This window comes from Methanolobus sp. WCC5, assembly GCF_045690325.1.
GTDB lineage: Archaea > Halobacteriota > Methanosarcinia > Methanosarcinales > Methanosarcinaceae > Methanolobus.
On the sequence record NZ_CP146981.1, the window covers coordinates 2,087,655 to 2,111,126 of the forward strand.

At 42.4% G+C, this 23,472-nt stretch carries 20 protein-coding genes and 1 pseudogene; 6 read left to right on the forward strand and 15 right to left on the reverse strand.

What is annotated here, in order from left to right:
- Nucleotides 1-43: 43 nt before the first annotated feature.
- Nucleotides 44-1,351, reverse strand: coding sequence for a UDP-glucose dehydrogenase family protein (locus V7O64_RS10125; RefSeq protein WP_407355284.1), 1,308 nt, complete (start codon nt 1,349-1,351; stop codon nt 44-46).
- Between the two features lie 254 nt (nt 1,352-1,605).
- On the opposite strand from V7O64_RS10125, the gene V7O64_RS10130 reads away from it, so the two are divergent.
- Both V7O64_RS10130 and V7O64_RS10135 read left to right on the forward strand, forming a co-directional pair.
- Entirely contained in the window at nt 1,606-2,865 is a 1,260-nt protein-coding gene (locus tag V7O64_RS10130; RefSeq protein ID WP_407355285.1) for a DNA cytosine methyltransferase, read from the forward strand.
- A gap of 43 nt (nt 2,866-2,908) precedes the next feature.
- On the forward strand, nt 2,909-3,319 hold the full coding sequence (locus tag V7O64_RS10135) for a very short patch repair endonuclease (protein ID WP_407355286.1): 411 nt from the start codon (nt 2,909-2,911) through the stop codon (nt 3,317-3,319).
- Nucleotides 3,320-3,384: 65 nt separating this feature from the next.
- Here the strand turns inward: V7O64_RS10135 and V7O64_RS10140 are convergent, their stop codons facing one another.
- The 4 genes from V7O64_RS10140 to V7O64_RS10155 are packed head-to-tail and all read right to left on the reverse strand — an operon-like array spanning nt 3,385 to nt 10,697.
- Nucleotides 3,385-5,397 carry an AIPR family protein gene (locus tag V7O64_RS10140; protein ID WP_407355287.1) on the reverse strand — a complete coding sequence of 671 codons (2,013 nt, stop codon included), beginning with the start codon at nt 5,395-5,397 and terminating at the stop codon, nt 3,385-3,387.
- A complete protein-coding gene (locus V7O64_RS10145) occupies nt 5,394-6,398 on the reverse strand; it encodes a PD-(D/E)XK motif protein (protein WP_407355288.1) in 1,005 nt (334 codons plus the stop codon). The genes V7O64_RS10140 and V7O64_RS10145 overlap by 4 nt, the downstream gene beginning before the upstream one ends.
- 11 nt (nt 6,399-6,409) lie before the next feature.
- Nucleotides 6,410-9,202, reverse strand: a complete 2,793-nt coding sequence (locus tag V7O64_RS10150) for a Z1 domain-containing protein (RefSeq protein ID WP_407355289.1) — start codon at nt 9,200-9,202, stop codon at nt 6,410-6,412.
- Nucleotides 9,195-10,697, reverse strand: a complete 1,503-nt coding sequence (locus V7O64_RS10155; protein ID WP_407355290.1) for an ATP-binding protein — start codon at nt 10,695-10,697, stop codon at nt 9,195-9,197. Before V7O64_RS10155 ends, V7O64_RS10150 begins: the two co-directional genes overlap by 8 nt.
- Before the next feature lie 398 nt (nt 10,698-11,095).
- On the opposite strand from V7O64_RS10155, the gene V7O64_RS10160 reads away from it, so the two are divergent.
- A complete protein-coding gene (locus V7O64_RS10160) occupies nt 11,096-11,653 on the forward strand; it encodes a class I SAM-dependent methyltransferase (RefSeq protein WP_407355291.1) in 558 nt (185 codons plus the stop codon).
- A 37-nt stretch (nt 11,654-11,690) separates the two neighbouring features.
- Here V7O64_RS10160 and V7O64_RS10165 read toward each other — a convergent pair whose 3' ends face one another.
- The 3 genes from V7O64_RS10165 to V7O64_RS10175 form a co-directional block, all read right to left on the reverse strand.
- Nucleotides 11,691-11,906: a type II toxin-antitoxin system HicA family toxin gene (locus V7O64_RS10165; RefSeq protein WP_292463167.1), complete on the reverse strand. Its 216-nt coding sequence runs from the start codon at nt 11,904-11,906 to the stop codon at nt 11,691-11,693.
- Nucleotides 11,899-12,105 carry a type II toxin-antitoxin system HicB family antitoxin gene (locus V7O64_RS10170; RefSeq protein WP_407355292.1) on the reverse strand — a complete coding sequence of 69 codons (207 nt, stop codon included), beginning with the start codon at nt 12,103-12,105 and terminating at the stop codon, nt 11,899-11,901. Before V7O64_RS10170 ends, V7O64_RS10165 begins: the two co-directional genes overlap by 8 nt.
- A gap of 441 nt (nt 12,106-12,546) precedes the next feature.
- Nucleotides 12,547-12,732 (reverse strand): type II toxin-antitoxin system HicB family antitoxin, encoded by a 186-nt coding sequence (locus V7O64_RS10175; RefSeq protein WP_407355293.1) that lies wholly within the window; start codon nt 12,730-12,732, stop codon nt 12,547-12,549.
- Nucleotides 12,733-12,929: 197 nt separating this feature from the next.
- Between V7O64_RS10175 and mntA the strand changes: the two genes are divergently transcribed.
- Nucleotides 12,930-13,376: a type VII toxin-antitoxin system MntA family adenylyltransferase antitoxin gene (gene mntA / locus V7O64_RS10180; RefSeq protein WP_407355294.1), complete on the forward strand. Its 447-nt coding sequence runs from the start codon at nt 12,930-12,932 to the stop codon at nt 13,374-13,376.
- Between the two features lie 57 nt (nt 13,377-13,433).
- Nucleotides 13,434-13,796 (forward strand): annotated as a pseudogene (hepT, locus tag V7O64_RS10185) (type VII toxin-antitoxin system HepT family RNase toxin); the annotation flags it as partial.
- Between the two features lie 206 nt (nt 13,797-14,002).
- On the opposite strand, the gene V7O64_RS10190 reads toward hepT, so the two are convergent.
- The 4 genes from V7O64_RS10190 to V7O64_RS10205 form a co-directional block, all read right to left on the reverse strand.
- A complete protein-coding gene (locus tag V7O64_RS10190) occupies nt 14,003-16,219 on the reverse strand; it encodes a PEP/pyruvate-binding domain-containing protein (protein ID WP_407355295.1) in 2,217 nt (738 codons plus the stop codon).
- Nucleotides 16,216-16,659, reverse strand: coding sequence for a pyridoxamine 5'-phosphate oxidase family protein (locus tag V7O64_RS10195; protein WP_407355296.1), 444 nt, complete (start codon nt 16,657-16,659; stop codon nt 16,216-16,218). Before V7O64_RS10195 ends, V7O64_RS10190 begins: the two co-directional genes overlap by 4 nt.
- A gap of 425 nt (nt 16,660-17,084) precedes the next feature.
- On the reverse strand, nt 17,085-17,543 hold the full coding sequence (locus tag V7O64_RS10200; RefSeq protein WP_407355297.1) for a GyrI-like domain-containing protein: 459 nt from the start codon (nt 17,541-17,543) through the stop codon (nt 17,085-17,087).
- 215 nt (nt 17,544-17,758) lie between these two features.
- Complete coding sequence (locus V7O64_RS10205) at nt 17,759-19,993, reverse strand: hypothetical protein (protein ID WP_407355298.1); 2,235 nt, start codon at nt 19,991-19,993, stop codon at nt 17,759-17,761.
- Nucleotides 19,994-20,219: 226 nt separating this feature from the next.
- On the opposite strand from V7O64_RS10205, the gene V7O64_RS10210 reads away from it, so the two are divergent.
- Nucleotides 20,220-20,375: a hypothetical protein gene (locus V7O64_RS10210; protein ID WP_407355299.1), complete on the forward strand. Its 156-nt coding sequence runs from the start codon at nt 20,220-20,222 to the stop codon at nt 20,373-20,375.
- 209 nt (nt 20,376-20,584) lie between these two features.
- Here V7O64_RS10210 and V7O64_RS10215 read toward each other — a convergent pair whose 3' ends face one another.
- The 3 genes from V7O64_RS10215 to hisI all read right to left on the reverse strand — a co-directional run bounded on the left by V7O64_RS10215 (nt 20,585) and on the right by hisI (nt 23,425).
- Nucleotides 20,585-20,791: a hypothetical protein gene (locus tag V7O64_RS10215; protein WP_407355300.1), complete on the reverse strand. Its 207-nt coding sequence runs from the start codon at nt 20,789-20,791 to the stop codon at nt 20,585-20,587.
- A gap of 327 nt (nt 20,792-21,118) precedes the next feature.
- The gene (locus V7O64_RS10220; protein WP_407355301.1) at nt 21,119-22,960 is read right to left on the reverse strand and encodes a PINc/VapC family ATPase; all 1,842 of its coding nucleotides are present in this window, start codon (nt 22,958-22,960) and stop codon (nt 21,119-21,121) included.
- A gap of 102 nt (nt 22,961-23,062) precedes the next feature.
- On the reverse strand, nt 23,063-23,425 hold the full coding sequence (hisI, locus tag V7O64_RS10225) for a phosphoribosyl-AMP cyclohydrolase (protein WP_407355302.1): 363 nt from the start codon (nt 23,423-23,425) through the stop codon (nt 23,063-23,065).
- Nucleotides 23,426-23,472: the final 47 nt, after the last annotated feature.

Sequence of the window (23,472 nt, forward strand, 5' to 3'; positions counted from 1 at the left end):
GCTGTTGTTGTATTATATTGCACATCTGTATTGCCAAGCGTGTTTACCAGCAGATGCCCTGGTAATCGATCTGCGTGCTGAGCTTCTCAGGATTGATAAGATGCCTGCCGTCAATGACCACACGACTGGCCATGAGGCCAAACTCTTTGTCAAGGTTCCTGAACTCGTTCCATTCTGTCATGATAAGACACCCGTGGGCTTCTGTCAGGGCATCAGATGCGCTCTTGCAGTATGTTACATCTTTGAAGAGCTTTTTCATGCTTTCCTCTGCCATGGGGTCGTATGCGGCGATATCGGCTCCAAGGCGCAGCAGTTCCTCGATAACCGGAATGGATCTTGATTCCCTTATGTCATCAGTGTCGTTCTTAAAGGCCAGGCCCAGGACGGCTATCCTCTTTCCTTTCATGTCGCCTTTCATGTCGCTTATCTTTTCCCGGAGCAGCTCCACCATCTTCAGGGGCTGCCTGTTGTTGATATCAACTACGGACTGGAGGAGTTGTGGTGCATATCCCATGTCCCTGGCCTTGCCTATCAGTGCCTTGACATCCTTGGGGAAACATGAGCCTCCAAAACCTGCCCCGCAGTTCAGGAACTGGCGCTCTATCCTGAAATCCGTTCCTACGGCATCCATGACCTCATATGTGTCGATGCCAAGTTGCTTGCAGATGTTGCCCACCTCGTTGGCAAAGGATATCTTGGTTGCCAAAAATGAGTTGTTGACATATTTGATCATCTCCGCGGTCCTGGGATTTGTGTGTGTTACCGGACGATCCAGCTTGCGATAGAGCTCTGACACCACAAAGAACGACCTCTGGTCAATTGCACCCACCACGATCTTGTCCGGATGCATGAAGTCATACACAGCCTTGCCTTCCCGCAAAAACTCCGGGTTCATCACGACCCCAAAGTCCCTGCCCGCCTTCTTCCCCGAATACTCCTCCAGAATAGGAAGCACCACCTTTTCGGTAGTCTCCGGCACCACGGTACTCTTCACAACAACAACATGATAGTGTTCCTTCTTAGCTATCGCCCTCCCAAGGCTGGCACTTGCCGCCTTAACAATTGAGAGGTCAATACCCCCATCCTCCCCCGACGGCGTCCCCACGCAGATAAACGAAGCGTCCGAGTTCGCCACAGCATAATCATAATCCGAGGTCGCAATGAGCGTCTTTTGCGTATGCCTTGCCAGCAGCTCATCCAGCCCCTCCTCCCATATGGGCGCAACCCCCGCATTGATTTGTTTTACCTTCTCCTCATCGATGTCAATGCAGATAACCTCATGCCCAAGCTCCGCAAAGCAAGCCGCAGAGACAGACCCGACATAGCCTGAGCCAATGATTGATACTTTCATGTATGGATTCTCCTTATGGTAGAAGATTGTTTGGGAGTGTATATTAGGATTTGGGGTGGAGTGATTTTAACTCATGTTTTTAGTTGGATACTTATTTATACTAACCTGGTAATCATGTCTAAAACTTAATTAAAAAGCAGTAATCTCTTTATATTAAATTCAACTGATAGTATATATGGGATACAATACTTCGTTTATGTTGGTGAGATAATAAATCAGGAATCTACAAGTGATCTCTATTGGAGATAAGTGCAGTGAAAAAATCTCTGACATTTCTTGATCTATTCGCCGGAGCAGGTGGTTTATCAGAAGGTTTCATCAGAGCAGGTTACTCTCCGGTTGCACACGTTGAAATGGATGCTGCAGCTTGTTATACATTGAAGACAAGGGCAGCATATCACTGGCTTAAAGCGCACGGCAAAATCGAAATTTATAATGACTATCTTCATAGGAAAATCAGCCGTTCTCAATTATATGATTCAGTTCCTGAATCGCTGATCAATTCAGTTATTAATTCTGAAATAAACAAAGATTCTCTATCATTTATTTTTTCTGAAATTGATGGATTATTAGGCAATCAGCATCTTGATCTTGTAATAGGTGGTCCTCCTTGTCAGGCTTATTCATTAGTTGGAAGATCTCGTGATTCTAATAGAATGATGGGTGACAAGAGAAATTATCTTTTTGTTTATTATGCAGAATTTCTAAAAAGATACAAACCCAGATATTTCGTATTTGAAAATGTAACTGGATTGCTATCTGCAAAGTCTCCTGAAGGGAAGTTATACTTTGAAATGATGCGGAGTCTTTTCCGGGAGGCAGGATATAATACCGAGTTTCGAACTTTATCTGCAAATGATTATGGAGTACTTCAGAAAAGAAAACGTATTATTTTAGTCGGTAAAAGAGGAAAGGAAACTGGTATTTTTCCTGAGCCAGAAGAGTGGAAACCAGATGTAAATGTGGGTGAAGTACTGGATGACTTGCCAAAAATCAACGCTGGTGGTGGTTCTTTATTTTCATGTGCTTTAAGTGAATACAATGGTAATTATCTTTATGAGTCAGGTATAAGGGATGATTGTTTTCCGGTTACCTTACATCAGGCAAGACCTCATACAGAACAGGATCTTGAAATATACCGGATTGCTGTTCAAAAGTGGAATAAAAAAGGTGATCGTTTGGATTACAACGATTTGCCAGAACATTTAAAAACTCATAATAATCGCTCTTCCTTCCTTGATCGTTTTAAAGTAGTCTCAGCAAACGAAGCATCTTCACATACTGTCGTAGCGCATATTTCTAAAGATGGACATTATTATATTCATCCTGATATCCAGCAAAACAGATCGCTTACCCCCAGGGAAGCAGCTCGTCTGCAAACTTTCCCGGATAATTATTTCTTTGAAAGTGTCTCAGAGAAGCCTGGTCGTACTGCAGCTTATCGGCAGATAGGAAATGCGGTTCCTGTCTTACTGGCTCAAAAAATTGCAGAAAAGCTAAAGGAAAAATGGTAAAATGAAAGATGTATTTGAAAAATTCTAATTCTGGTGATTTTTATTGGATGTTCATTCTCCAAAAGTGCGCAGTTATAATATGTCTCAAATAAAAGGGAAAAACACCAAGCCAGAGATGATTGTACGCAAGTGGCTCTGGAATAACGGATATAGGTATCGACTTCATCTCAAATATCTGCCGGGGAAGCCGGACATTGTTTTCATAGGGAGGAAAAAAGCTATTTTTGTGCACGGTTGTTTCTGGCACAAGCATGATTGTAAGTATTTTAAATGGCCGAAGTCTAATATAGAGTTCTGGCATCAAAAGATAGAAGGTAATGTAAAAAGGGATTCTTACAATTATTCAAAGCTCGTATCAGCAGGATGGAAATACTTAGTAATATGGGAATGTGAGTTAAAAAAGCCGGACTTGGTTCCACTATGGAATAATGTTAAGGAGTTCCTTGATTCATAAGTTATCATTGGAAAGTACATTATTTATTAATATTTAATTTTTTTATTACTATGTTTAATCAAAGTTCACTGTGTTTTTGGATTCCAGCCACGTACTTCCGAGTCGACCCATATTTTTTTGCATGCTTTCGAAAGAACAACAGACGGTTCACGATTCTGTTTAAGAATTCTTCCAATATTATAACACTGACTTCGGGCTTTAGGTGAAAGAAAATTGCGTTCCTTGAGCCATTTGGAAAGTTCGAGCCAAGCAGTAAATCCCTGTGCCTTACAAAAATCTACAGCTTCAGATTCATCTTTGGTACGGGGGTCATAACTATTCTCTTTAGATTCAAGAGAAATGAATGAGCTCTCTATATTTTTTGGAAGGCTGTAATGTTTCTTTCTAAGTTCTTTCCAACATTCTTCTTTTTTGCACCACTCGCTGATATTTTTATCTGTATTTCTGATATGTTCGTTTACAATATAGCACATATCTTCAATGGAGTCCAGAATGTTTTCATCTACATTTTGTTTATTCCATATTTTATCCAAATCAACCTTAGAATCGGTCATTTCGAATATCCATGCGAGAGTATATGTTACGATAGCATGACGATATCCTTCGAATTTTTGCCTTGCTACTATTTTTTCTGCTTCCTTCCAAATATTCACAAGTGCTACAGTCCTTTTGAAAAACAGTTCCCAATCTTCATCCTGTTCTTTGAGCCATGTATTGAAGTTTGCAAAATTTTTTTGTGCACCTAAACATACTATATGTGGTTTTTTAAGAAAAGTGTTCCACACTTTTCCGAATAAGCTCTTGTCAAATCTCTGTTTTTTTGGGTAATATGCTTCAAAGGCTTTTTGTTGGGCGGGAGTTCTTGCTTTTAAATTCTTTGTTTCTTCATAGCTTCCTCTACTTTTTTCGTAGAACCAGTATGATTCCCTTGATCCCCCCGTGGGATCAGGTGAACGCAGTCTTTTTGATATTTCATGTAACTCTGGATGCGGAGGGTCATTGGCATTTAAATCTGCCATACTTACACGATTTTGTGTGTTTGAATACTCACTAATACGGGGAACAAGATTTCCAATGTCTTCTTCATTGTTAATAACAATAAGTTTCATCTGGACTGAAGTCTCTGATAAATCTGCCTTTTGCTTCTTATTTGTATGATAGAGTGAAGCTACTGTCTGACCACCGTTTACAATCTGAAAATCAATTGCTTTGGATATTCCTTTTATGTTTTCACCTAAAGGAATTTCCTCAATTTCCCTAGCAAAAACCGTAATACCATTGTTATAAGCACAAAACATATTGGGTTCTTTAATTATTGTGTCTCGGATACCTTTGTTTACCTTACCTCTGGCAGATAGAAAAACTCTGACATTCATTTCAAGTAATTTTGTTCCCCACTGAGAGTAAATATCTGCCAGAAATTGACCGGATAAATATGATAGATAGGTTCTGTATCTGCTATCTGTATCTATATAAGATAAACTAGGAATTGCTTCTCCATTAATTTCAGCAAAATCTATAATTATTGCTTCTTTCTCCTGTTTTTCAGTGAAAAGCAATATTCTTTCGATATCCCATATGATACGTGTAATTCTAATACCTTTAACATCGTCATACTCAGCTGATCTCTTGGGTGCGAATCCATCTGTAATTAAGATAATTCTCACATCATTTATTTCGTTTTTGAGACTATAAATTAAGCTAGCGAGATCATGGGCTTCATTAGAAATATCAATACGTTCGTAAAGTTTCTTTAAACTACGCTCAAAAAAGTTTGTGCAGCGCTTGAATATATTATCTACAATTGTATTTGTTACTCTGGCATTTGATAAATCCGTTTCATCAATCCAGTGTGCAACTATAAGATAAAGTGTGCCAAAATGTTCATCAAAATGATATCCGTCTACTTTTAAACCGTGTCCTTGATAAGAGCAGGTTAAACAATCATCTATCTCTCCTGCTTCTACCAGAATTTCACTCATTTCTTCAACAAAACGATGCTCTTTGAGAAGATCAAGTTCAAGTGAAGCAGTTGCTATGTCTGAATGAAACCTTTCCGAAGCTTCCTGAAGATTCATCTTTTAATCCCCATAAAACTACTCACAGCAGAATGTAAATCTATTAAGAAATCGGAGCATGCAGAAATAGTTACCGAATAAGAAATGTCCCCCACTCCAGTGGGTGGATTAATTATACGTGGAAATCCCTCTGAAACCCGAAAAGTTTCCTGTTTCTTCAGGACATATCCAGAAGTGTAATTATGTTCGTGAAAATCAAAGTAACCGTCTTTTTTCAAAGCCTTTTCAAATACATCACTTGCTATTGAATTGGATTTCAGAATCGTTCTTAATTTGGCAACCATCTCTGGCAATGTCTCTCCTCCAGATTGAAGTTTCTGCAATGTTAATACATATAAGTGCAGTGAAACCAATCCTCTGTCGTCCAGCTGACGCTCATTACTTATTTTCACCCTCCGTGGTTCTTTCGTCATGGTTGTCTTTACTTCCAACACTCTTCCATCTAGTTCGAAATCATAGTATCCATTCTTATAACCTTGCCAAGATTCAACTGCAATTGGCATGTCCAGAACAGTTTCAACAAGAAGCAATTCCAACCACGTAAGTTCACCATAAAGGCCGCGTTGAGCCTCAGGAGATAACCCTTCCGGCCCGTAATTTTTGAAGAAACGCGTCCATTGATCAAGAACGATTTTCAATTCACGTGTTCTATGTGAGGAATCACTGATGGAAGACAATGTTTCTGCAATATCACTACAGACAGTTGTAAATATTCGTTTATGTTCAGCATTTTCCAAACAGATGGATATATGTTGGGTGTTTTTCTTGGGGACATCAAGTTTGAGAATATCGAATTTCATTCCTACCCAATTTGGGGGATTGAATTGGTATTCATCATTTTCATCAATCTGAATGAGAAGTTCACGAAAGTTTCCCGGATTTGTTATTGCAAGTCGAATTCCAGACTCATTTTCAAAATCACACCTTATAAGTCTCCTCATATCATCTTCTTTTATTTCATTTTCCAGATTGTACCATATACTGTCAATTTCCGTCTCCATTATACCCACCACTATTCAAAGTTATTTTCTTCATCCATCCAAACCGAGTTAACTACATATTCAACTGGGGATGCATTTTGACTTGTGGGAAAACTGATACCAAAACTAACTACTTCCTCTCCATTTCCTCCATAGTTCTGCCTCGTTTCTGTGCATTCTCCTTTAATTATATATATAATTAATAATCCACGCCTTTCTGGGCGTACATGACGGACAGCAATTTGCAAAGTTTTAATTTTATCTTTATTTGATTCAAATAATTGCTCTGCTATTTTCATTTCATCTTCGGAAAGGTCTGAATGTTCGTCAGGTGGGTTTACAAGTCTTCCAATTGTAATTGAATTCTCTGATATGTTAGTAGCAGCTCTTATCCCCGGGTTTATTTCATAGTCAAGTACTTTAAAAGATGTTCCTTCTCCATATTTTGAGACAAGGACGACATCCCACTCTATTAGTTCTTCATTCTTGTTTTGTTCTTTAATGTAATTTGCCAATACAGCGGGTTTAACAAATCTCATAGCACCTTCATTTATCTTATATCTATGCAAAAAGTCTATAACTATAGCAGAAGGAACTTTTTTCCATTGATAACGAGGTCTCTTTTCATCAAATTCATTCTCAAATGGACGTCCCATTTCTTTAATTAGTTCATGAAGAGCTTGCATATTATTTTTCAGATGCTTCTTGTCAAATACAATAGTTTCAGATATTTTTCCAGAATATGAAAGTTTAATTTTTTTAGCATTTCGGGATTTTGCGGCGGATGTCACCATAAGGCTGCTATGGCTTCTGACTTTGAGCCCAAAATTGGTAGGGGTTTCATTTAAATATGACATATAGTCTATCTCTTCTCTTAATTCTCTTGTAGCACTGGCAATATGTCGATACCATGATAAAAGATTATTAGTCGTGTAGATGCGGCAAAGATCGCTAAATCCATCCCGGTATCCAAACCACCTTCCCATTTGCATTAGAGTATCATACATTTCGCTTGTCCTGAGATAATAGCTTACGGTTAAGCCTTCAAGAGTCAATCCCCTAGATAGTTTATCCCCTCCAATTGCAATAATATTGAGTCCTTTTTCTTCCCATGGAACTACTTCTTCATTTTGAATTTTATTTCTTACTTCGAGTTCAGTATCCCTGTATTCCAAAGAATCTTTAGCAGATCCATTGATCAATTTTATCTTAATAACTCGGGTTGTTTGGTAGAGTTTATCTTCTATCTCTTCCCAGCTATGCTCCACAGCTTCATTAAAACCAAGTTCTTTCATTTTTCTTGTTGTTGGAAGGTAATCCTTTTCCCAGATATCTCTGAAATCAGAAAGCTCTTCACCACTCATTATTCTTGCTGCCAAGTTACGAAGTTCTTTTTCAACTAGCTGATAAACGTTTGTTTGCACACCTGTGTATCTAGTGACATGTATTAACATGGAATTATGAGGAGGTCCTTGCTTCCTAATGGAACGTGCTGCACAACTAAGAAGAAAACTCTTAATTGCTTTCTTCATACTTTCCGGGAGGGTTTCAATTACCTGTGTAATTTTGTGTTTATCTGGAATAATATGGCTGTGGTCTTCAACTGGTCTTGTTAAAGGTAGGGCTTCTATCTCTTCAATATTCCTTTTTGAATCGGCCTTAAGTCCAAAAACGTCCTCAGCACCAAGATAATTGCTTGGCTTTGGAAGGTTCATGATAAAACTTTTAGGGAATATATCTTCACCATATTTTTCATGTGTGTGATCCTTATGAATGAAGATATTTGCATAGGGCGTTGCAGTGTAACCCAAGTAAATACTTTTATCAAATAAAGAAAGAAGCTCTCTTATCAATCTATTTGTTTTAGTAGGATCCCATTCCTCTACTGGCCTTCCTGTATCAGGATTAATTTTTGGTTTCTTGGTATTGACTGAAGCATAATCGCATTCATCATCTATAATAAAGACAGGAATCTCTGATGTAAAATTGTTTCCTCCATGATTATCACCTGTTTTGCACCACCTCAGTACATTTTCTAATATAGTTGTGTGTTTTTTTACAACAAGAACTATAGGAGGCGCATCATTTGAGGGAAATATTCCTATTTGATTGGCAATAGTTGTTTTGAAATCTCCCTTCTCGTTGCTGCTTGTAAGCGTATAGACTGTTTTGTGATTGTTATATCTTTGACGTACACCTATCGGTTTTTCTCCACCTGTGAGTTTTTCAACCTTGTCGAGGTCATAGCCAAGAAATTCTTCATTTATTCTTGACTGGGTCTGACTTCTCAGGCTATTATGTACTCCTGCCATGACAATGAATAGCTTATATCCTGCGTCTGCTGCCTTGGTGATAAGGGCAGTGTAATTGGCTGTTTTCCCGGACTGGACACTTCCCATTACCATGCCCCTGCGGTCCCAAGTACCTGACTTTTGTGGATCTTCAATACGCGATAGAATCTCACTTGACATACTATCTATACTATCTACAATATTGGGTGGCCATCCTTTTATTGATGTAAGATAACCTTTATAATGGTCCCAGAAATGCCAAGGAATTTCTCTCTTTATTCCTGTGTTTGTTGCTGGGTTAAACCAATTTTCATGGTCGGTATTATCGTCTAAGAATGTTTCCTTTCCAATAACAATCGAATGACTTGCTTCAATTTTGTTGAACAACAAATCCTCATCAATATAGTCATTGCCATAGGCACGCTTCATCATCTCTATGAATTCTCTGATTGAATCGGGGGTTGCCTTCGTTTCTGAAAAATAAGAGTATGACATATTTAAGATGGTATCGTATATATTGCCTGCATTATTCATTTACTTCACCCATTTCTTCTAAAGATGCCCTATAAGCGGGATGTGTATTGAAGGGTTCAAGTGACATTATGACATCTATGGCTTCTTCATGATTTTTGCCTTCTTCACGTTTTCTTTGATAAAAATTTCGACATAACATAATCATTTCCGTGCTTGGATTATTTATTTCAAGAGGCTGATCTACATGGCAATCTTCAATCTCGGAATTATCCATGATTATTAAACGATAGGGAACTGTGGTTTCTATAGTATGAAATATTTTATTTGCCCAAGAGCGGGATGAATTATTTTCCTCCAGCAAACTGCTTATGACTTCATTTTCACGATTTATTTTGTAGACAATTTTTTCCCCAATTCTCTTTTTTACCCATACTTCGTCCGTGTTTTTTCTGGAATAATTGCGTGGAGCCCCGGTTCTTGCTTTATATATTTTCACTGCTTCAGCTCTGGTGGCTCTTGCAACTTTTTCCAGTTCTGGCCGGAGTCTGTCAGGAGGGCTTGCAGCTGCTTTTCGGATATCAATTTTCCACTCGTGATCCATTTCATTGTTAATGTCCATCCTGATTCTTGCAAGTTTATAATGTTCTTCAGGTTTCAGCTGGAAATCCAGATATCCCCCTGGAACAATTAGCCTTTTATTTCTATAAAGATAGAAACCCTGCTGAGCATTCCATCCTTTAGGTCCGGCACCAGCTGAGTTTTCTTGCTGGGTTCTTTTTGAAACATGTGGAAGAACATATGGAATAAGTTCAACAGAGCCTTTTTCATATTTCTCTTTTGGAAGTCTTTGAGTAAAAAAATTAGAAGTAAGATACGGATCCCATGGTTTCAAGGTATCTCTGCCGACTCTTATTGATAACTTAATAGGAGGCGATAAATATCTATGGAAAATCATCTCAAGTTCGGGCTTCACCCATGATAAGAATTTATCATAAAACGCATCTCTCATCTCTTCATCTTTTTCTGTATCAAAATCACCAGTTATTCGGTCCAGCTTTTGCCACAATACTACTGTGCCATGTTCCATTTTATCCAGTGGGGAAAGTAGTTTTTTCACATCATCTGTAACTGTTGTCCCAATTTCCCATTTGTTTGTCTTTTCTACATGGTCTAAGTCCCAAAATCGTCTGGATACTTCACCTTCAGGAGTTTTTGTCTGCACTATCAACATCCTGCATTGTGAGAATGATGCAGTTTTGAGGCCAAGCCCAAAACGGCCTAAGTCATCAGGTTTTCGATCTTCGTTTGGACTCTGACTGCCAAGTCTCATGGCTTCTTTTAGTTGTTCTTCGGTCATCCCAAAGCCATCATCCAGAATTCGTATCCATGAATCATTACCTTCCCATTTGTAATCAATACAAATATGCTGGGATTTTGCAGAGATGCTGTTGTCAATCAGATCAGCAAATGCCATTGGCAGGTCATATCCCATTGCTCTCAAAGAAGTAACCATTGCATCTGCGCGAGGGGGGATTTCTTCGTAAGATTCATTCATTTTTTCCTCTAACTTAACTATTCTGTGATTAGTTTTTTGATATCAAATCGAATAATAGTTATTTACTAATATCATCACCACAATATAAATATGTTTATGAATGTATACATGCATAGTTTTTACTAGCTCAAATCTTAGTATGATTTATAATATAAGCTCTCTGTAATTAAATGTGTAATGTATCTTGAAAACTGTGTTCACATATATTGTGTAGAAACATTTTCATAATTTATCTTCTAATGTTACACTCTATAAAGATGCCCACAAATCTCTATAATATCTGTAGCCCCTCTCTACCCAAAAATATATTGGCCGGCATATTAACCTACTTGTTACATAATATATACAATGGTTTATATTGTCAAATGTAATCGAAGCTTAAAAGGTAGTTTTTAGTGATGACTTCTGGAAAAACACACGTCTGCCCCGCAGCAATATCAGGCATCCTGGATAATCGTATTCGCAGGTGGCTGCAGGATCCCCGTAAAATCCTTGTGCCTTATGTGGAGGAAGGGATGGAAGTGCTGGAGGTTGGGTGCGGGCCGGGGTTCTTCACGGGGGAGCTGGCGCGGATGGTGGGGGAGAAGGGGAAGGTTGTGGCGGTGGACCTGCAGGAGGGGATGCTGCGCAAAGTAAGGGAGAAGATCAGGGGGTCCGGGCTTGAGGGGAGGATCGTGCTGCACAGGTGTGAGGAGGACAGGCTGGGGGTGTCGGGGAGTTTTGATCTTGTGTTCCTGTTCTATGTGGTCCATGAGGTGGCGGATAAGAGAGGGCTTTTCAGGCAACTTCAGGGGCTGCTTAAGGACGGTGGGGTGGTCTATCTGGCAGAGCCGCCCTTTGAGGTGTCAGGGAAGGCTTTTGAAAAAACGCTCAGGATCGCAGGTGAGGAGGGGCTTGTGGTTGTGGGGAAGCCGAAGAGGTTTCCTGACAAGGTGGCGGTGTTGAAAAAGCTGTAGGATGATTATCTATCTGTTTTAGATGGGTGACTTATGGTCATCTTTCATTCAAAAAGTCTTCAAGCGATACATCTGCTTGTTTAAGTATACTATTCAATGTGCCCTTTTTCAGAGGGTCATGTAAAGGTACGGTCACGGTGTCATGTCCGCGTTGAAGGAACACGTGACTACCTTTTTGCCTAACAACCACAAAACCAAGTTTCACCAGGATCTTGATAGCCTTCCGGCCGGAAATTACAGGAATCTCAGGCACTTGCAACATCAACCTTTGCGATCTCGCCAAGTACTCTTGCCTGCTCTTCAGTGACCTCAAGCACCAGTTCAATGGCCTCTTTGATGTTCTCAAGGGCTTCTTCCCTTGTATTTCCTTCACTGATCGCTGCGGGTAGTTCGAGGCAACGTGCAGTGTATCCACCTTCTTCTGCAGCCTCAAGGACTATTGTGTACTCCATGAATACCCATTAGACGTTTTTGTATATTAAATTGATTTTACTGCGAGTGCATTTTTGCGAAATGTATTCTATAGGTGATTACAAACATTCTTTCGGTGTAGTCAGCTGTTCATATCGTAAAGCCAGCCTCCTTAACGATAACCTTTCCTTTTCGCAAGAACGATGTCATAGGGCGTTATTTCTGAAAACAAAGAATGAGTTATCGTTAACTTTACGATTTAACGATAATTCCTCTGTAATGAAAAATGACTATCAAGGAACTCATCCATGTCTTGATTTATCGTTAACCTCAAATTAACGATTCTAGTTAACGATAAATCCGGAATATGGCATATCCTTAACTTATCGGTAGACATGCAGGAGTGGATGCTGCGCAAAGTAAGGGAGAAGATCAGGGGCCCGGGAGTTTTCCTGCCAAGGTGGCGGTGTTGAAGAAAGAGCTTAAAATGAGTATTGTGGGCCAATTGCCTGCTCTTCAGTGACCTCAAGCACCAGTTCAATGGCCTCTTTGATGTTCTCAAGGGCATCTTCGCTTGTATCTCCTTCACTGATCGCTGCGGGTAGTTGCAGGCACCTTGCAGTATATCCGCTCTCTTGTGCTGTTTCAAGAACGATTGTGTACTCCATGCTCATTCATCTGTGATTCTTTTATAGTTCGCCAATTAACTTACCCAAAGTCATGAATAGATGAGTGAGCCCGAAGGGTCCGGTCAAGCCGGCATTTTTCCTAAAGACAAACAGGAATAATCCTGAGGCCTTACTTAACCTTTATCACATATAATGACCTACAAAATATTTAGAAGAACACCTATCAAGTGACCCATATGAACGCACAAACATCCTTCCCGGAAAAAGAACAGCTTCTCCCCCTCCTGCGTGAATTCTTCCGGGCAGAGGAGTGCGTGGAGCTTGCATATCTCTTCGGCTCGCTTGCTGAGGGGAAAGGCAGGGCTCTCAGTGACATCGATATAGGCGTCTATCTGTCCGACACGCTGACAAAGGCTGATAGGGGTCGTAAGCGCATTGAGCTGATTGGCAGGCTCATGTCCATCCTCAGGAGTGACAGGGTCGATCTGGTGCTGATCAATGATGTTTCACCGGTGCTTAAATTTGAGATAATACAGCCAAATGTCCTTTTATTTGAAAGGGACCCTGACCTGAAAGTGGACGTGGAGCAGCGTATCATGTCGGTGTACCTGGACTGGAAATACTATGAGGATCGAACGAATCAACATCTTCTCAAAAGGATAATGGAAAAGGGACTGACCTGAATGGATGGTAACGACAAAATACTCCGGAAACTTAACTTCATGTAAAAATGCGTAAGTTATCTGAAGTCGGTGGATGCGGACAGCTTTGAACTGGAAAAAAATTACCAGCTGCGCAGTGCTGTCGAACGTAATTTCCAGCTTGCCATTGAAAGTGCAATAGACATCGGCGAGATGATCATCTCCAGGGAAGGATTCGAAAGGCCCGAAGTATATCGGAGTGTGTTCCTTATATTAGGCAATCACGGGATCATTCCCCCGGAATTTGCAGAAGGCTTCGCTCAGGCAGCAGGTTTGAGGAATGTACTGGTCCATATCTATGAAGAAGTGGATATCGATATCCTGCATATGTTCCTGACAGAAAGGTTAGAGGACTTTGATGAGTTTGCCAGGCATACTGCCAGGTATCTAAGCAGGGAATAATGAATCGCTCTTTCTGCGCAACCAAGTTACACGCCCCCAAATATCGACGCTTGAAAGCTGATCCATTCTAATTTTATTTCAATTCACAATTAACGATTTCAGTAATGATAATTTCGCAATATTGCATACGCTGACCTGCTGGCAGGTGACCACATTCTATATAGCATTTTGTGGTCACCTCCGGTTATTTTAAATCACGTAAATGCTCACCTTCTCCTTATGGTGACTATACCCAGGTAACCATCGACTGTCAGCTCATCACCATTCCTTATTATCCTGGTGGCATCGGGTATGCCTGTAACACAGGGAATCCCGTATTCCCGTGCAATGATGGCCCCGTGTATCAGCATACCTCCCCTGCGTTCCACTATACCGCTTGCAAGGGGTACAACGAAAGTCATATTGGGATCTATGGCATCGCATACCAGTATCTCCCCGGACCTCACGTTCAACAGGTCCTGTTTATCCGCAATGACCCTGGCAATACCTGTAACAAGACCTTCCCCGGCCGGCTGTCCCTGTATCTGCCTGACATGCTCCCTGTCATCTAAAGCTTTATCCTCTTCCTTCTTCAGGGATCCTTTCACAGGAAGGTATTCCTCATCATTCAGTGCCCTGAGTATCTCATCCTCACTATAATCGTTTGTATTTGTATCTGTATTTGTATCTGTATCAAAGTCCTGTACCCTTATGGCAATCCTGCCCCTTGCCTCATAGATGGATACAAGATACTGATGCTCTATTCTTCCAAGATGTATGTTGTCATCGTCACGCAGGCGGTAACTTGTGCGTCCCATATCAAGCAGTTCTCTGGCAAAGGCCTGCTCACTATCTGAAAAGGCTGAGATGAAGCTGTGCTCCATCTCTTCTTTATCCCTTTGTTTGTCCCTCTCTTCATATTTTTCTTCCCTGTACGTTCTCACAGCTTCCCTTCTGTCAGGAACGGATGCAAGTTGTACTATATGTCCTACCAGCTCTTCCCTGCTTTTAAAAATACCAGCATGCATGTAGTTCTGTGCAAAATCCTCTATCCTTTCCAGGAAAACTCCTTCTGCCTTTCCATTCTTTGCCCTGCTCATCAGAGCAGTATCCTGTCTTAGCATATCTGCCAGCCTTTTAAGCTCCTCGTTCCTTTTGATGCTAAGCAGCCCGGAACCTGAAAGGAGTTCCATGAACTCGTATGGGTTTGAAGGCCTTATAACATCGTTGTAGACCTGTCCCAGCAATCTCATCCCATGCGCAAAGGGGATGAACTCATCAGTATATCTCTGCTTCCAGCTCTCATACAATTCCTTTCTTCTCAATACTTCTTTGCCAAGCTCTTTGTCATCCATGCCCTGAAGATCAACTGACAGCAGGGCCTGGTAGTCACCGATCATTTCCGGGATCAGTTCATGCTCAATCCTTCTGCGAAGTTTTTGCAGGTCATCCACTGTCCTTCTGAGGGAGAGGTACCATACCTTCTCCTGATCTTTACTGGTAGTTATGGGCCTTGACTGGAGGATGTATATATCCTCATCTTTTATGGTCCACTCAATGTCCTGTGGTCCTTCAAACATTCCCTCAAGTACCATGGCCATATGATACAGTCTGTGAACTTCTTTCTCATCAAGAGGCACCCTGTCTGCCAGTTCACCGGGCATATTTTCAAGAACAGTGCCCCTCTCCACAAGATGCACTATCTTCTCACGCCCCGAAGGTCCCTGGTAATTGATAATAGCACCGTCTTTCCTGTCAATTACCCACCTGTCAGGTTCCAGGTCACCATCAACAAGACCCTTATTTAGCCCGTGTACAGCTTCAATTATCATCTGCTCATTATCATTGGGGCTGCGGCTGAATATTATCCCTGATACCTGACCTTGCATAAGCTCCTGTATGATTACTGCCATCCCGCTTTTTCCCACATCAAGCCCCAGCTCCTCTCTGTACAATAAGGCCGCATCAGACCACAGGGATGCCCACACAAGTCTCACATGCTCTATTATGGGACCAGGGCCTCTTACATTAACATATGATTCATGCAGGCCAGCAAAGGATGTTCTGCCTGAGTCCTCACCCGGGGCAGAGGACCTGACCACAACAGGCTTGTCATAGAATCGCTCCCCAATACCTAAAAACAGTTCTTTTTCAAGCTCTGCGGGAATTGCTGTGTTAAGGAACATATTACGTATTCTAAGGGATGTATCCCACATCTCTTCCCAGCGCATGTCTGCCATATCCTTGCGGGAAAGCTCCATTATTATCCGCTCCCTTATATGGCTGGAATCCAGATATCTTTCATAAGCTGCTGTACTGATGCATGTAAATGAAGGGACCTTCAAACCTCCTTCCATCACCTTGTGGAGCGAAAGAGCCTTTGAACCAATAATATCCCCGTGCCTTGCCTGTATTTCTCCCATGTTGATGACATACCCTCTCATGTCATGTCCAGCTCCATGACATTCTGGAAACTGCTCGCTATGATATACCTGTCCACATCTAACCTTATAAGGGCTGATGATGGTGACTCCAGGAAATCCTGAAGGTATGGGTGCTTTTCAATATAGAGCTTTTTAAGCTCATCTGTCTTTTCAGCCACCACTACTTTCCCATTGGCATTCACAGCCATAGCATCCTTAAAATCATTGGCTGTATTTGTCCTGTTATCGATCATCATGGATGCTTTGCCAGAGCCAGTAAGATAGGAATATTTTCTGGTGGCCACAGGAGTTACAAAATATATGGACCTAAGATCATTGCTTGCTGCAAATCCCACCAGGTTAGTATATGTTTCCTCATCATGGTATGTTGCAAGAACTGCAAGTTTCTGCTCTTTCATAAGAGAGTTCAGATTTTCCTTTAAACGCTGACTTTTCAACATATGAAGACCACCCACAGGAACTTTGCTCAACTTTTCAGGATATTTCGTCCCTCCGGCAACCCCGGCTACCAAGGACTGCTTTTCCCTCAAATGGCTTAAAATCAGTACTAGTACCAGTACTATATTCAGAGGATTTAAGCCTGGTTAGCATAAATATATATCCGACTATCATATATCCACTATCCATGTAATGGATTATCAGGCAGAGCAGCTCTGTTTTCCATTAAATCGGGATCAAACACATTAGCAATAACCTCTACATCTATGTCAGTCTACATCTATTTCAGGATCATCTATCTTATTCTGGCGGGCTTTTCTACAGAGCCACAGAGCCCAAAAAGATCTGATCTAAAAAGAGCAGATCTTGATCATCTACCCTGGTGATTACAAAGTGTGTTCCTCACACTTTGCGCATGTCCTTCTTTTTACTCGACAGGCATCACGATGCGGGTCAAAAGCTCGCTTTCAGGTACTTCCATGGGTGAATTGTAGTAGTACTCATAGGAGATGCCCTTTGGTTTATATCCGTTATCCTCTATCCATTTTGCCATTTCGCCATAGGGTTGTTCCATGCCTGTATAAGGGCCTTTGTAGGTCATGGATACATATTTGCCCGCAGGGATCTGTGAACTGCCGATCTCATCACTGCCTTGCAGGGGCATGGCAACCGGAAAGCCTATCTCCAGATCAAGGTCTTCCATGTCCATGTTGTAGTAGGCAACAAAGGGCGCTCCTGCAGGTTCCTGGCCGATCCGGTACATGTACTGCATTATCTTCTCATAGCTCTCACCGATCACAACGGGAAGGTCACGGACCGCTGCTCTGGTTCTGATAGACAGGATTGGTTGTGCCTGTTCTTCTTTTATCTCGATTCCACCGCTCATACTGACTTCTCCAATATTTGGGCTACAGGTCCATAGCTTACTTTACTTTGCAGGCAGATAATCCTTACTGTTTAATCCTTATTGTTTTGACTCATGTATGGTCGGTTATTCGGGATATGTTACAGGTATATGGTACCGGCAATCCCCTTCACATTTTAAGACCGCAGAATGCAGGCTGACCGGAGAAAACAGAACACTTTCCATACTTTGTATTGTCACGGATATAACTGTACAGTCTCCCGGACGCCATAGGAGGAAGGTGTGACAAAATCGGCAGTGGTGCTTGCGCCGGACTGCGGACCAAGCACAATGCTCACAGTTGTCCTCGGTGCAAGTTCAAGGCCGGATGGCCTGAGCTTAGAGACGTGTGTGCTACCAACGTAAGAGTAATGTGTACTTCCATGGGAAGTTGTAGCGATGTACACAATTGCCAGATCCCCTGTGTTCATTAAGGGTGTGAGTTGTGAGAATGAGCCATCCTCATCACGTATCTTCTCCACGGTATAGTACTTTGCCGGGTTATCGGATTCTATGAGCAGCTGCCTCAGATTCTGATAGGCAGAACTGGTACTGAATCCTTTCATGACATGGCCGGTACTATCACTTGCCGCATAGACAAGCACATTTGCTCTTTTGCTATCGCTGATGGAAATTACCATATTGCTCATGTCCACAGGAGAGCTGCCCACATTCAGGCCGACACTCAGTTTAAGCAGGTCAATGGTACCAGAGATATCCGCCGGGGAATTCTTTGCACGTACTCCCTCTATGTTCTTTATCATAAGATTTGAAGAAACAGTCTCCATAGCCAGCTTACCGGATCTGTCTCCTGATGCAGGGGAACCCGGGATATCCCCATCATGATATTCCATGGTAATCGGTGTATAGAAGGAAACCTTTGTAATTCTCCATCTTTTATCTATGTTCTCAAGCCCAAAGTAAATGGGGATGGATGAAATTCCGGCTTCTATGCCCATACCATCCTGAACTGAAACATTGCAGCTGGTTTCCACCAGAGCCTGCCCGTTTACTATTTCCCTGTAGATGATATTTATATCCTGTATACTTCCCTTTTCAATACCTTCGTTGCTAAATGCCGCATCAATGGCAACCGGGACAAGGAAATCACTGCCTTTGTACAATTTGTAGGCCTGGGAGGTATCGCCCCTGTTCACAGCATCGAGGAATCCTGTTACCTTTGATCCCACAAGGTATAAATCAATAGGTGATGTCATGTCCCTGCTGATCGCTTTGCTTTCTATGAGCGGCATAGCCCAGATATAGGCAGAAAAAGCAATTACAAGAAGGGCAAACCACACCAGGTGTTTCCTTTTAAAACGTCGTTTTTCAACAACGTTCCCGTCAAGTCTCAAAGACGAATAAAGGGAATCACGCTGTGAGTGTGCTTTCTTTCCAAAACCGGAATGGTCCTGTAAACCCGTGTCCTTACTTCCCATGCCCGCCTTCTTAGCTTCTTCCTGTTTTGCCCTGACATCCTCAAGATATTCCCTGTACATATCGGATATCTCATCATCCCCTTTTTCATTCACAGAAGATCTGCTACTTTCAGGGGGAAGTACACCGTTGTTAATCGGACTTTCTCCAGAGCCATGTATCTCTGTTCTCTGCAGCACGCTATCCTTTATGTTTATTGAGGGCCCACTTTTCCCATTTATTATATTGCTTCTTTGCACGACAGAATCGATGATATTTATGACCTGTTCGTTCTTTATACACCCTATCTCCTTTGCAGAGCTCACTGTGCATATCAGGTGTTTGAGCTCACAAACCACCTCGTTCAGGAACCCGTTTATACCATGTGTCCTGTCTGATGTGGCTCTTAATATGACCTGGATCACACCTGTATCAGTATTCTCCTTTATCAGAGCTGAAAGCAGGTAATATACTTTCTCACCAACAGACTCTCCTGAAAAATAGATCGCTACGTCCCTGCCCGTAGAACGCCTGTCGACCATGTTAAGACGGTTGCTGCAGGTCTGCAGCAGAAAAGCAGTGATCTCATCAGGTGATATTCCCTGCAATGTCAGGCTTGTGTCTATGGAATGTCCTGTGTTTGAAAGATGCAGGAAATCGCTCCTGCTCATAGGTCTTGGACGCAGGAAAGGGCACACACAGTGGATCTCCTTTGGCACCATGTTAACTATGTGTTTTTCCCAGCGATGGTCGCGATAACTGATGGTTGCTTCAATATTCTCTTTGTGGACACATCCAAGTGGCTTCAGTATGAACTTTGCTGTCCTGGTCACTGTCGGAGGGATATTGTCCAGCTTCAGGATTCTCTCATTCTGCAAACTGAACAGCGATTCATTGTAATCCAGGATGACCTGCACATCAGAGACTACAGAATCTGTATTGTTAGTGACCTTGATCCCAAACGTTACATTATTGTTAGGAAAGATCTCATAACCACGCTTTATGTCTAATCCCATGCTGATTGGAATATATATCAGTGGCACATATAAATATATTTTGAATTGCTTGTTCTATCGCTATCATATTGCTATATCTGCCATCATCGGTCTTGTTGTAAGGATGTGCAGCGTCCCGTCTGCAAAAAATTCCTTCAGGGAATCATTCAGTGATCAGGATTGGTTTTCTTTAAGTTCACGATTTAACGATAAGAACAGATCGTCTTAAAGTCCGGGACAACAGGTTATGTTCTTTCCAAAAAACATCATTAACCCCAGGTTAATGAGTTTGCTTAACGATAAGTCCTGCATAGACTGGATAGTAGACTCTCCGCAGGTGTTCACGCTTTCCCCGGTTTCTGTAGTAAGCTCTCCTTTTAATGTGAGCTGCCCAAAGGTCTGAAAATGCAAAGGGTATTATCCTTTACCTACATTCCTTGCTTCTTTGCTTTGGTTTGGACGGTTTGGGAATCACTGATCTGAAAGTGACGGTCAACTGTGCCCACAGAGCCAGAAACAAGTTTCAATGGATAACCATACTCTTTTTCTTCACTATATATTCCTTTATTTTGGTAACATTTCCAGTGAAGATCCTGGCAGGGCTCTGAATACTCAGCAAACCCTGCCGATCATGTGACCATCAGGCATCATATCATCGCTTGGGGCCACACCATGTTCCTTCCTGTATGCCTTGCGTTTGCAGTTATCCATGTCAGTGCCCTTGCAGTATCTGCTTATGAATCCTTTACATGCCAGTTCCTTAGTGCTTTGATACTTCTTGAAGAATCCGCATTTTATGAGTAGTTCGCATTCACTCATCTTATTTCCTCTGAGAGATTATATTTTATGGAATGTTATCTATTTTCTTTGTACGTAATAATATATATTTATTGCCATAATATGTAACAATTCCGCAATTGCGCATATACTCAAAAAAGCATGTATCTGGCAACTAAGTCCTGTGCCTGTAAGGCCCCCGGAGTATCAAGTAAGATTTTCCCGGACACCTTCGGGTATCTCCCGATCTTTCATGTACTCTGTGAGCTATAATGTTTGAAAAGAAAATCTGATAAAGCTGAGCAGGATTGCGGATACTAATCCTTTTTCCGCCCGGTGGCACTATTGGTTCCCAGAATGATCAAGCTCTCATATTTCCTTCACCCACAGGACCTCTCCTTCTTCCACAGCATCCAGGATATCATCAGCTATGGTGGAATCTATCCTTACCTTGACATCGCCGTGCCTGCCGACAGTGGCCGAGAACATGAACTCTTCACCTGCATAGACTTCCACATCACGCCCTGCAGCCTCGGGGACATTGAGGATGACGTGTTTTTTCGTGCGCTCGATTATCGGGTGGTGTTCCCTGTTTCCGCGCATTTTCCTTTCCTCTGAGGATTCGAACTTGCGCACGTCGATATGGATGCCCAGCACCTTCTCGATATCATCTATGGTCTTTCCGCCTTTACCTATTACTCTGGGAAGGTCCTTATCCCTGACACGTACAAGAGCCCGGTTGTCTGAGACCATCTCTACTTCAACAGGGCCGCTTGCATAATTTCCGATAAAGTCCTGCACCTCACCTTCTGCAAGCTTCCATGAAGGGCTTCTCTGCTGCTCGCCTCCCAGGGGCATGACCACGACCTGCTCGCCGTATGTGTATATCTCAAACTCGTTCTTGCCTGTCTCAAGGTCCGATATAAGTATCACCGGTCTTGCCAGGTCTGCCTCCATCATGCCTGCAGGCACCTTCACTGTGAATTCAAGCACCTGCACTTTTGCGATCTCGCCCTTGTCAATGAATATCACAGTATCCACCACCTGTGGGATGACACCAAGCTCCACCCTGCCGATAAGTCTCTGGATGGCATCCACTGCCCGGTTGGCATGCACCACTCCGATCATACCAACGCCTGCCAGCCTCATATCCGCAAATATCCCAAAATCCTTTGTCTTGCGCACCTCATCATATATTGTATAATCGGGGCGCACAAGCAACAGTACGTCTGCTGTGTTCTCAAGGCTGCCGTCAAGAGGTGCATACTGTGTGATCTCCTGAGGAACCTGCAGGTCACGCGGAGATTCCATGGTTTTTACAACAAAGCCCTTGTTGTTGAGATAGGTTGCAACACCGGCTGCAAACGTGGACTTCCCTGCACCGGGTGGTCCTGCGATCAGTATGCCTCTCTGGGTGCGTATCCTCTCCTTGAGCACATCGCTTAAGCGGTATTCTTCCAGTGACACCGATGCCACAGGCCTGACTATGGTGATCTCCATATCATCGGAGAAGGGAGGATGGGATATGGCTATTCTCATATTCCTTATCTGAAGGACCGAGGCACCGCTGAAGGACATCTCTGTGAAGGATTCCAGGTCTGAGCGTGCCCTGTCCAGCAATTCCCTGGATATCATCTTAAGTTCCTGGTATGAGCAGGGTTCATCCCTTATCTTCACATACCGTACATCCCCTATGGACCCTCTCTTTGCCATGGGGCAGACCTTATGCTTTAAGTGCACCGACATTGTATCAGGTGTGAAGAACTCGTCAACAAGCAGGGGCCCGAACTCTTCCTGGGGAGGTTTTATGAAGTCAACGTCAATTCCCTTTGCCCGTGCGACCAGGGACTGCACCCTGTCACCGGTAACAAATTTAGCATCCAGCTCTACCGCAGTTTCCCTGATGAGCGCATCGATCTCCCCTCCCTTGGCAAGTTTCACCTGATCCAGATTAGGCCGAAGGCCGGTGAAGAATAATCTGATGTAACCTTTGCTGGCGTAGCGCTGAAGCTCCTGTATCTCTTCAAGCCCTTTATATCCGATCTCAAGTCCCCGGTTAGCCTGCGCTTCCAGCTCTGCCATTACAGCTTCAGGGACATGGATATCAACGTCCCGAAGTCCGCCATCAAGTATCTTTCCGGAAAGGATACCATCGATGACCGCACTTGTGTCGGGAACTATCTTCTGTCTGTTCTTGGTGCATTCTTCCATAATTATGGATAGGGTTGCGCACTATATAATTAAGTCGCCATCACTTAGGTAATGCCCGGAATTTAAAAAAGTGAACTGGAAATACAGGGCCTTCTGGCTTTATCAGTAGACCTTGTCAGGGTCAAAGATCTTTTCTCCGATCTCTTCTCCCTCGATGTTCCTGTAAAAACATGAGCGAAATCCGGTGTGGCAAGCTCCTCCGGTCTGTTCCACCAGCAAAAGCACCGCATCCATGTCGCAGTCGATCCTTATATCGATGATCTTCTGGATATGTCCTGAGCTCTCTCCTTTTTTCCACAGGCTCTGCCTGCTACGGCTCCAGTAATGTGCTATTTTGGTATCTATGGTTCTCTGCAATGCTTCCCTGTTCATGAAGGCGCACATCAGCACTTCTTTTGTTTCGTTGTCCTGGGCAATGGCCGCTATGAGACCGTTGTCATACTTCAGATCATTGATGTTAATCATATGTATCACTAATTGCTATATACTATAAAATACTATTATACATCATT

Bases quoted from the DNA above. Each gene is read 5' to 3' on its own strand.
- V7O64_RS10190 (WP_407355295.1), bottom strand. From the start codon at position 16,219: ATGAGAGGGTATGTCATCAACATGGGAGAAATACAGGCAAGGCACGGG.
- V7O64_RS10210 (WP_407355299.1), top strand. From the start codon at position 20,220: ATGTTCTTTCCAAAAAACATCATTAACCCCAGGTTAATGAGTTTGCTT.
- V7O64_RS10205 (WP_407355298.1), bottom strand. From the start codon at position 19,993: ATGGGATTAGACATAAAGCGTGGTTATGAGATCTTTCCTAACAATAAT.
- V7O64_RS10195 (WP_407355296.1), bottom strand. From the start codon at position 16,659: ATGTTGAAAAGTCAGCGTTTAAAGGAAAATCTGAACTCTCTTATGAAA.
- V7O64_RS10220 (WP_407355301.1), bottom strand. From the start codon at position 22,960: ATGGAAGAATGCACCAAGAACAGACAGAAGATAGTTCCCGACACAAGT.
- mntA (WP_407355294.1), top strand. From the start codon at position 12,930: ATGAACGCACAAACATCCTTCCCGGAAAAAGAACAGCTTCTCCCCCTC.
- V7O64_RS10170 (WP_407355292.1), bottom strand. From the start codon at position 12,105: ATGGAGTACACAATAGTCCTTGAGGCTGCAGAAGAAGGTGGATACACT.
- V7O64_RS10155 (WP_407355290.1), bottom strand. From the start codon at position 10,697: ATGAATGAATCTTACGAAGAAATCCCCCCTCGCGCAGATGCAATGGTT.
- hisI (WP_407355302.1), bottom strand. From the start codon at position 23,425: ATGATTAACATCAATGATCTGAAGTATGACAACGGTCTCATAGCGGCC.
- V7O64_RS10125 (WP_407355284.1), bottom strand. From the start codon at position 1,351: ATGAAAGTATCAATCATTGGCTCAGGCTATGTCGGGTCTGTCTCTGCG.
- V7O64_RS10140 (WP_407355287.1), bottom strand. From the start codon at position 5,397: ATGAATCTTCAGGAAGCTTCGGAAAGGTTTCATTCAGACATAGCAACT.
- V7O64_RS10215 (WP_407355300.1), bottom strand. From the start codon at position 20,791: ATGAGTGAATGCGAACTACTCATAAAATGCGGATTCTTCAAGAAGTAT.
- V7O64_RS10200 (WP_407355297.1), bottom strand. From the start codon at position 17,543: ATGAGCGGTGGAATCGAGATAAAAGAAGAACAGGCACAACCAATCCTG.
- V7O64_RS10150 (WP_407355289.1), bottom strand. From the start codon at position 9,202: ATGAATAATGCAGGCAATATATACGATACCATCTTAAATATGTCATAC.
- V7O64_RS10175 (WP_407355293.1), bottom strand. From the start codon at position 12,732: ATGGAGTACACAATCGTTCTTGAAACAGCACAAGAGAGCGGATATACT.
- V7O64_RS10145 (WP_407355288.1), bottom strand. From the start codon at position 6,398: ATGGAGACGGAAATTGACAGTATATGGTACAATCTGGAAAATGAAATA.
- V7O64_RS10160 (WP_407355291.1), top strand. From the start codon at position 11,096: ATGACTTCTGGAAAAACACACGTCTGCCCCGCAGCAATATCAGGCATC.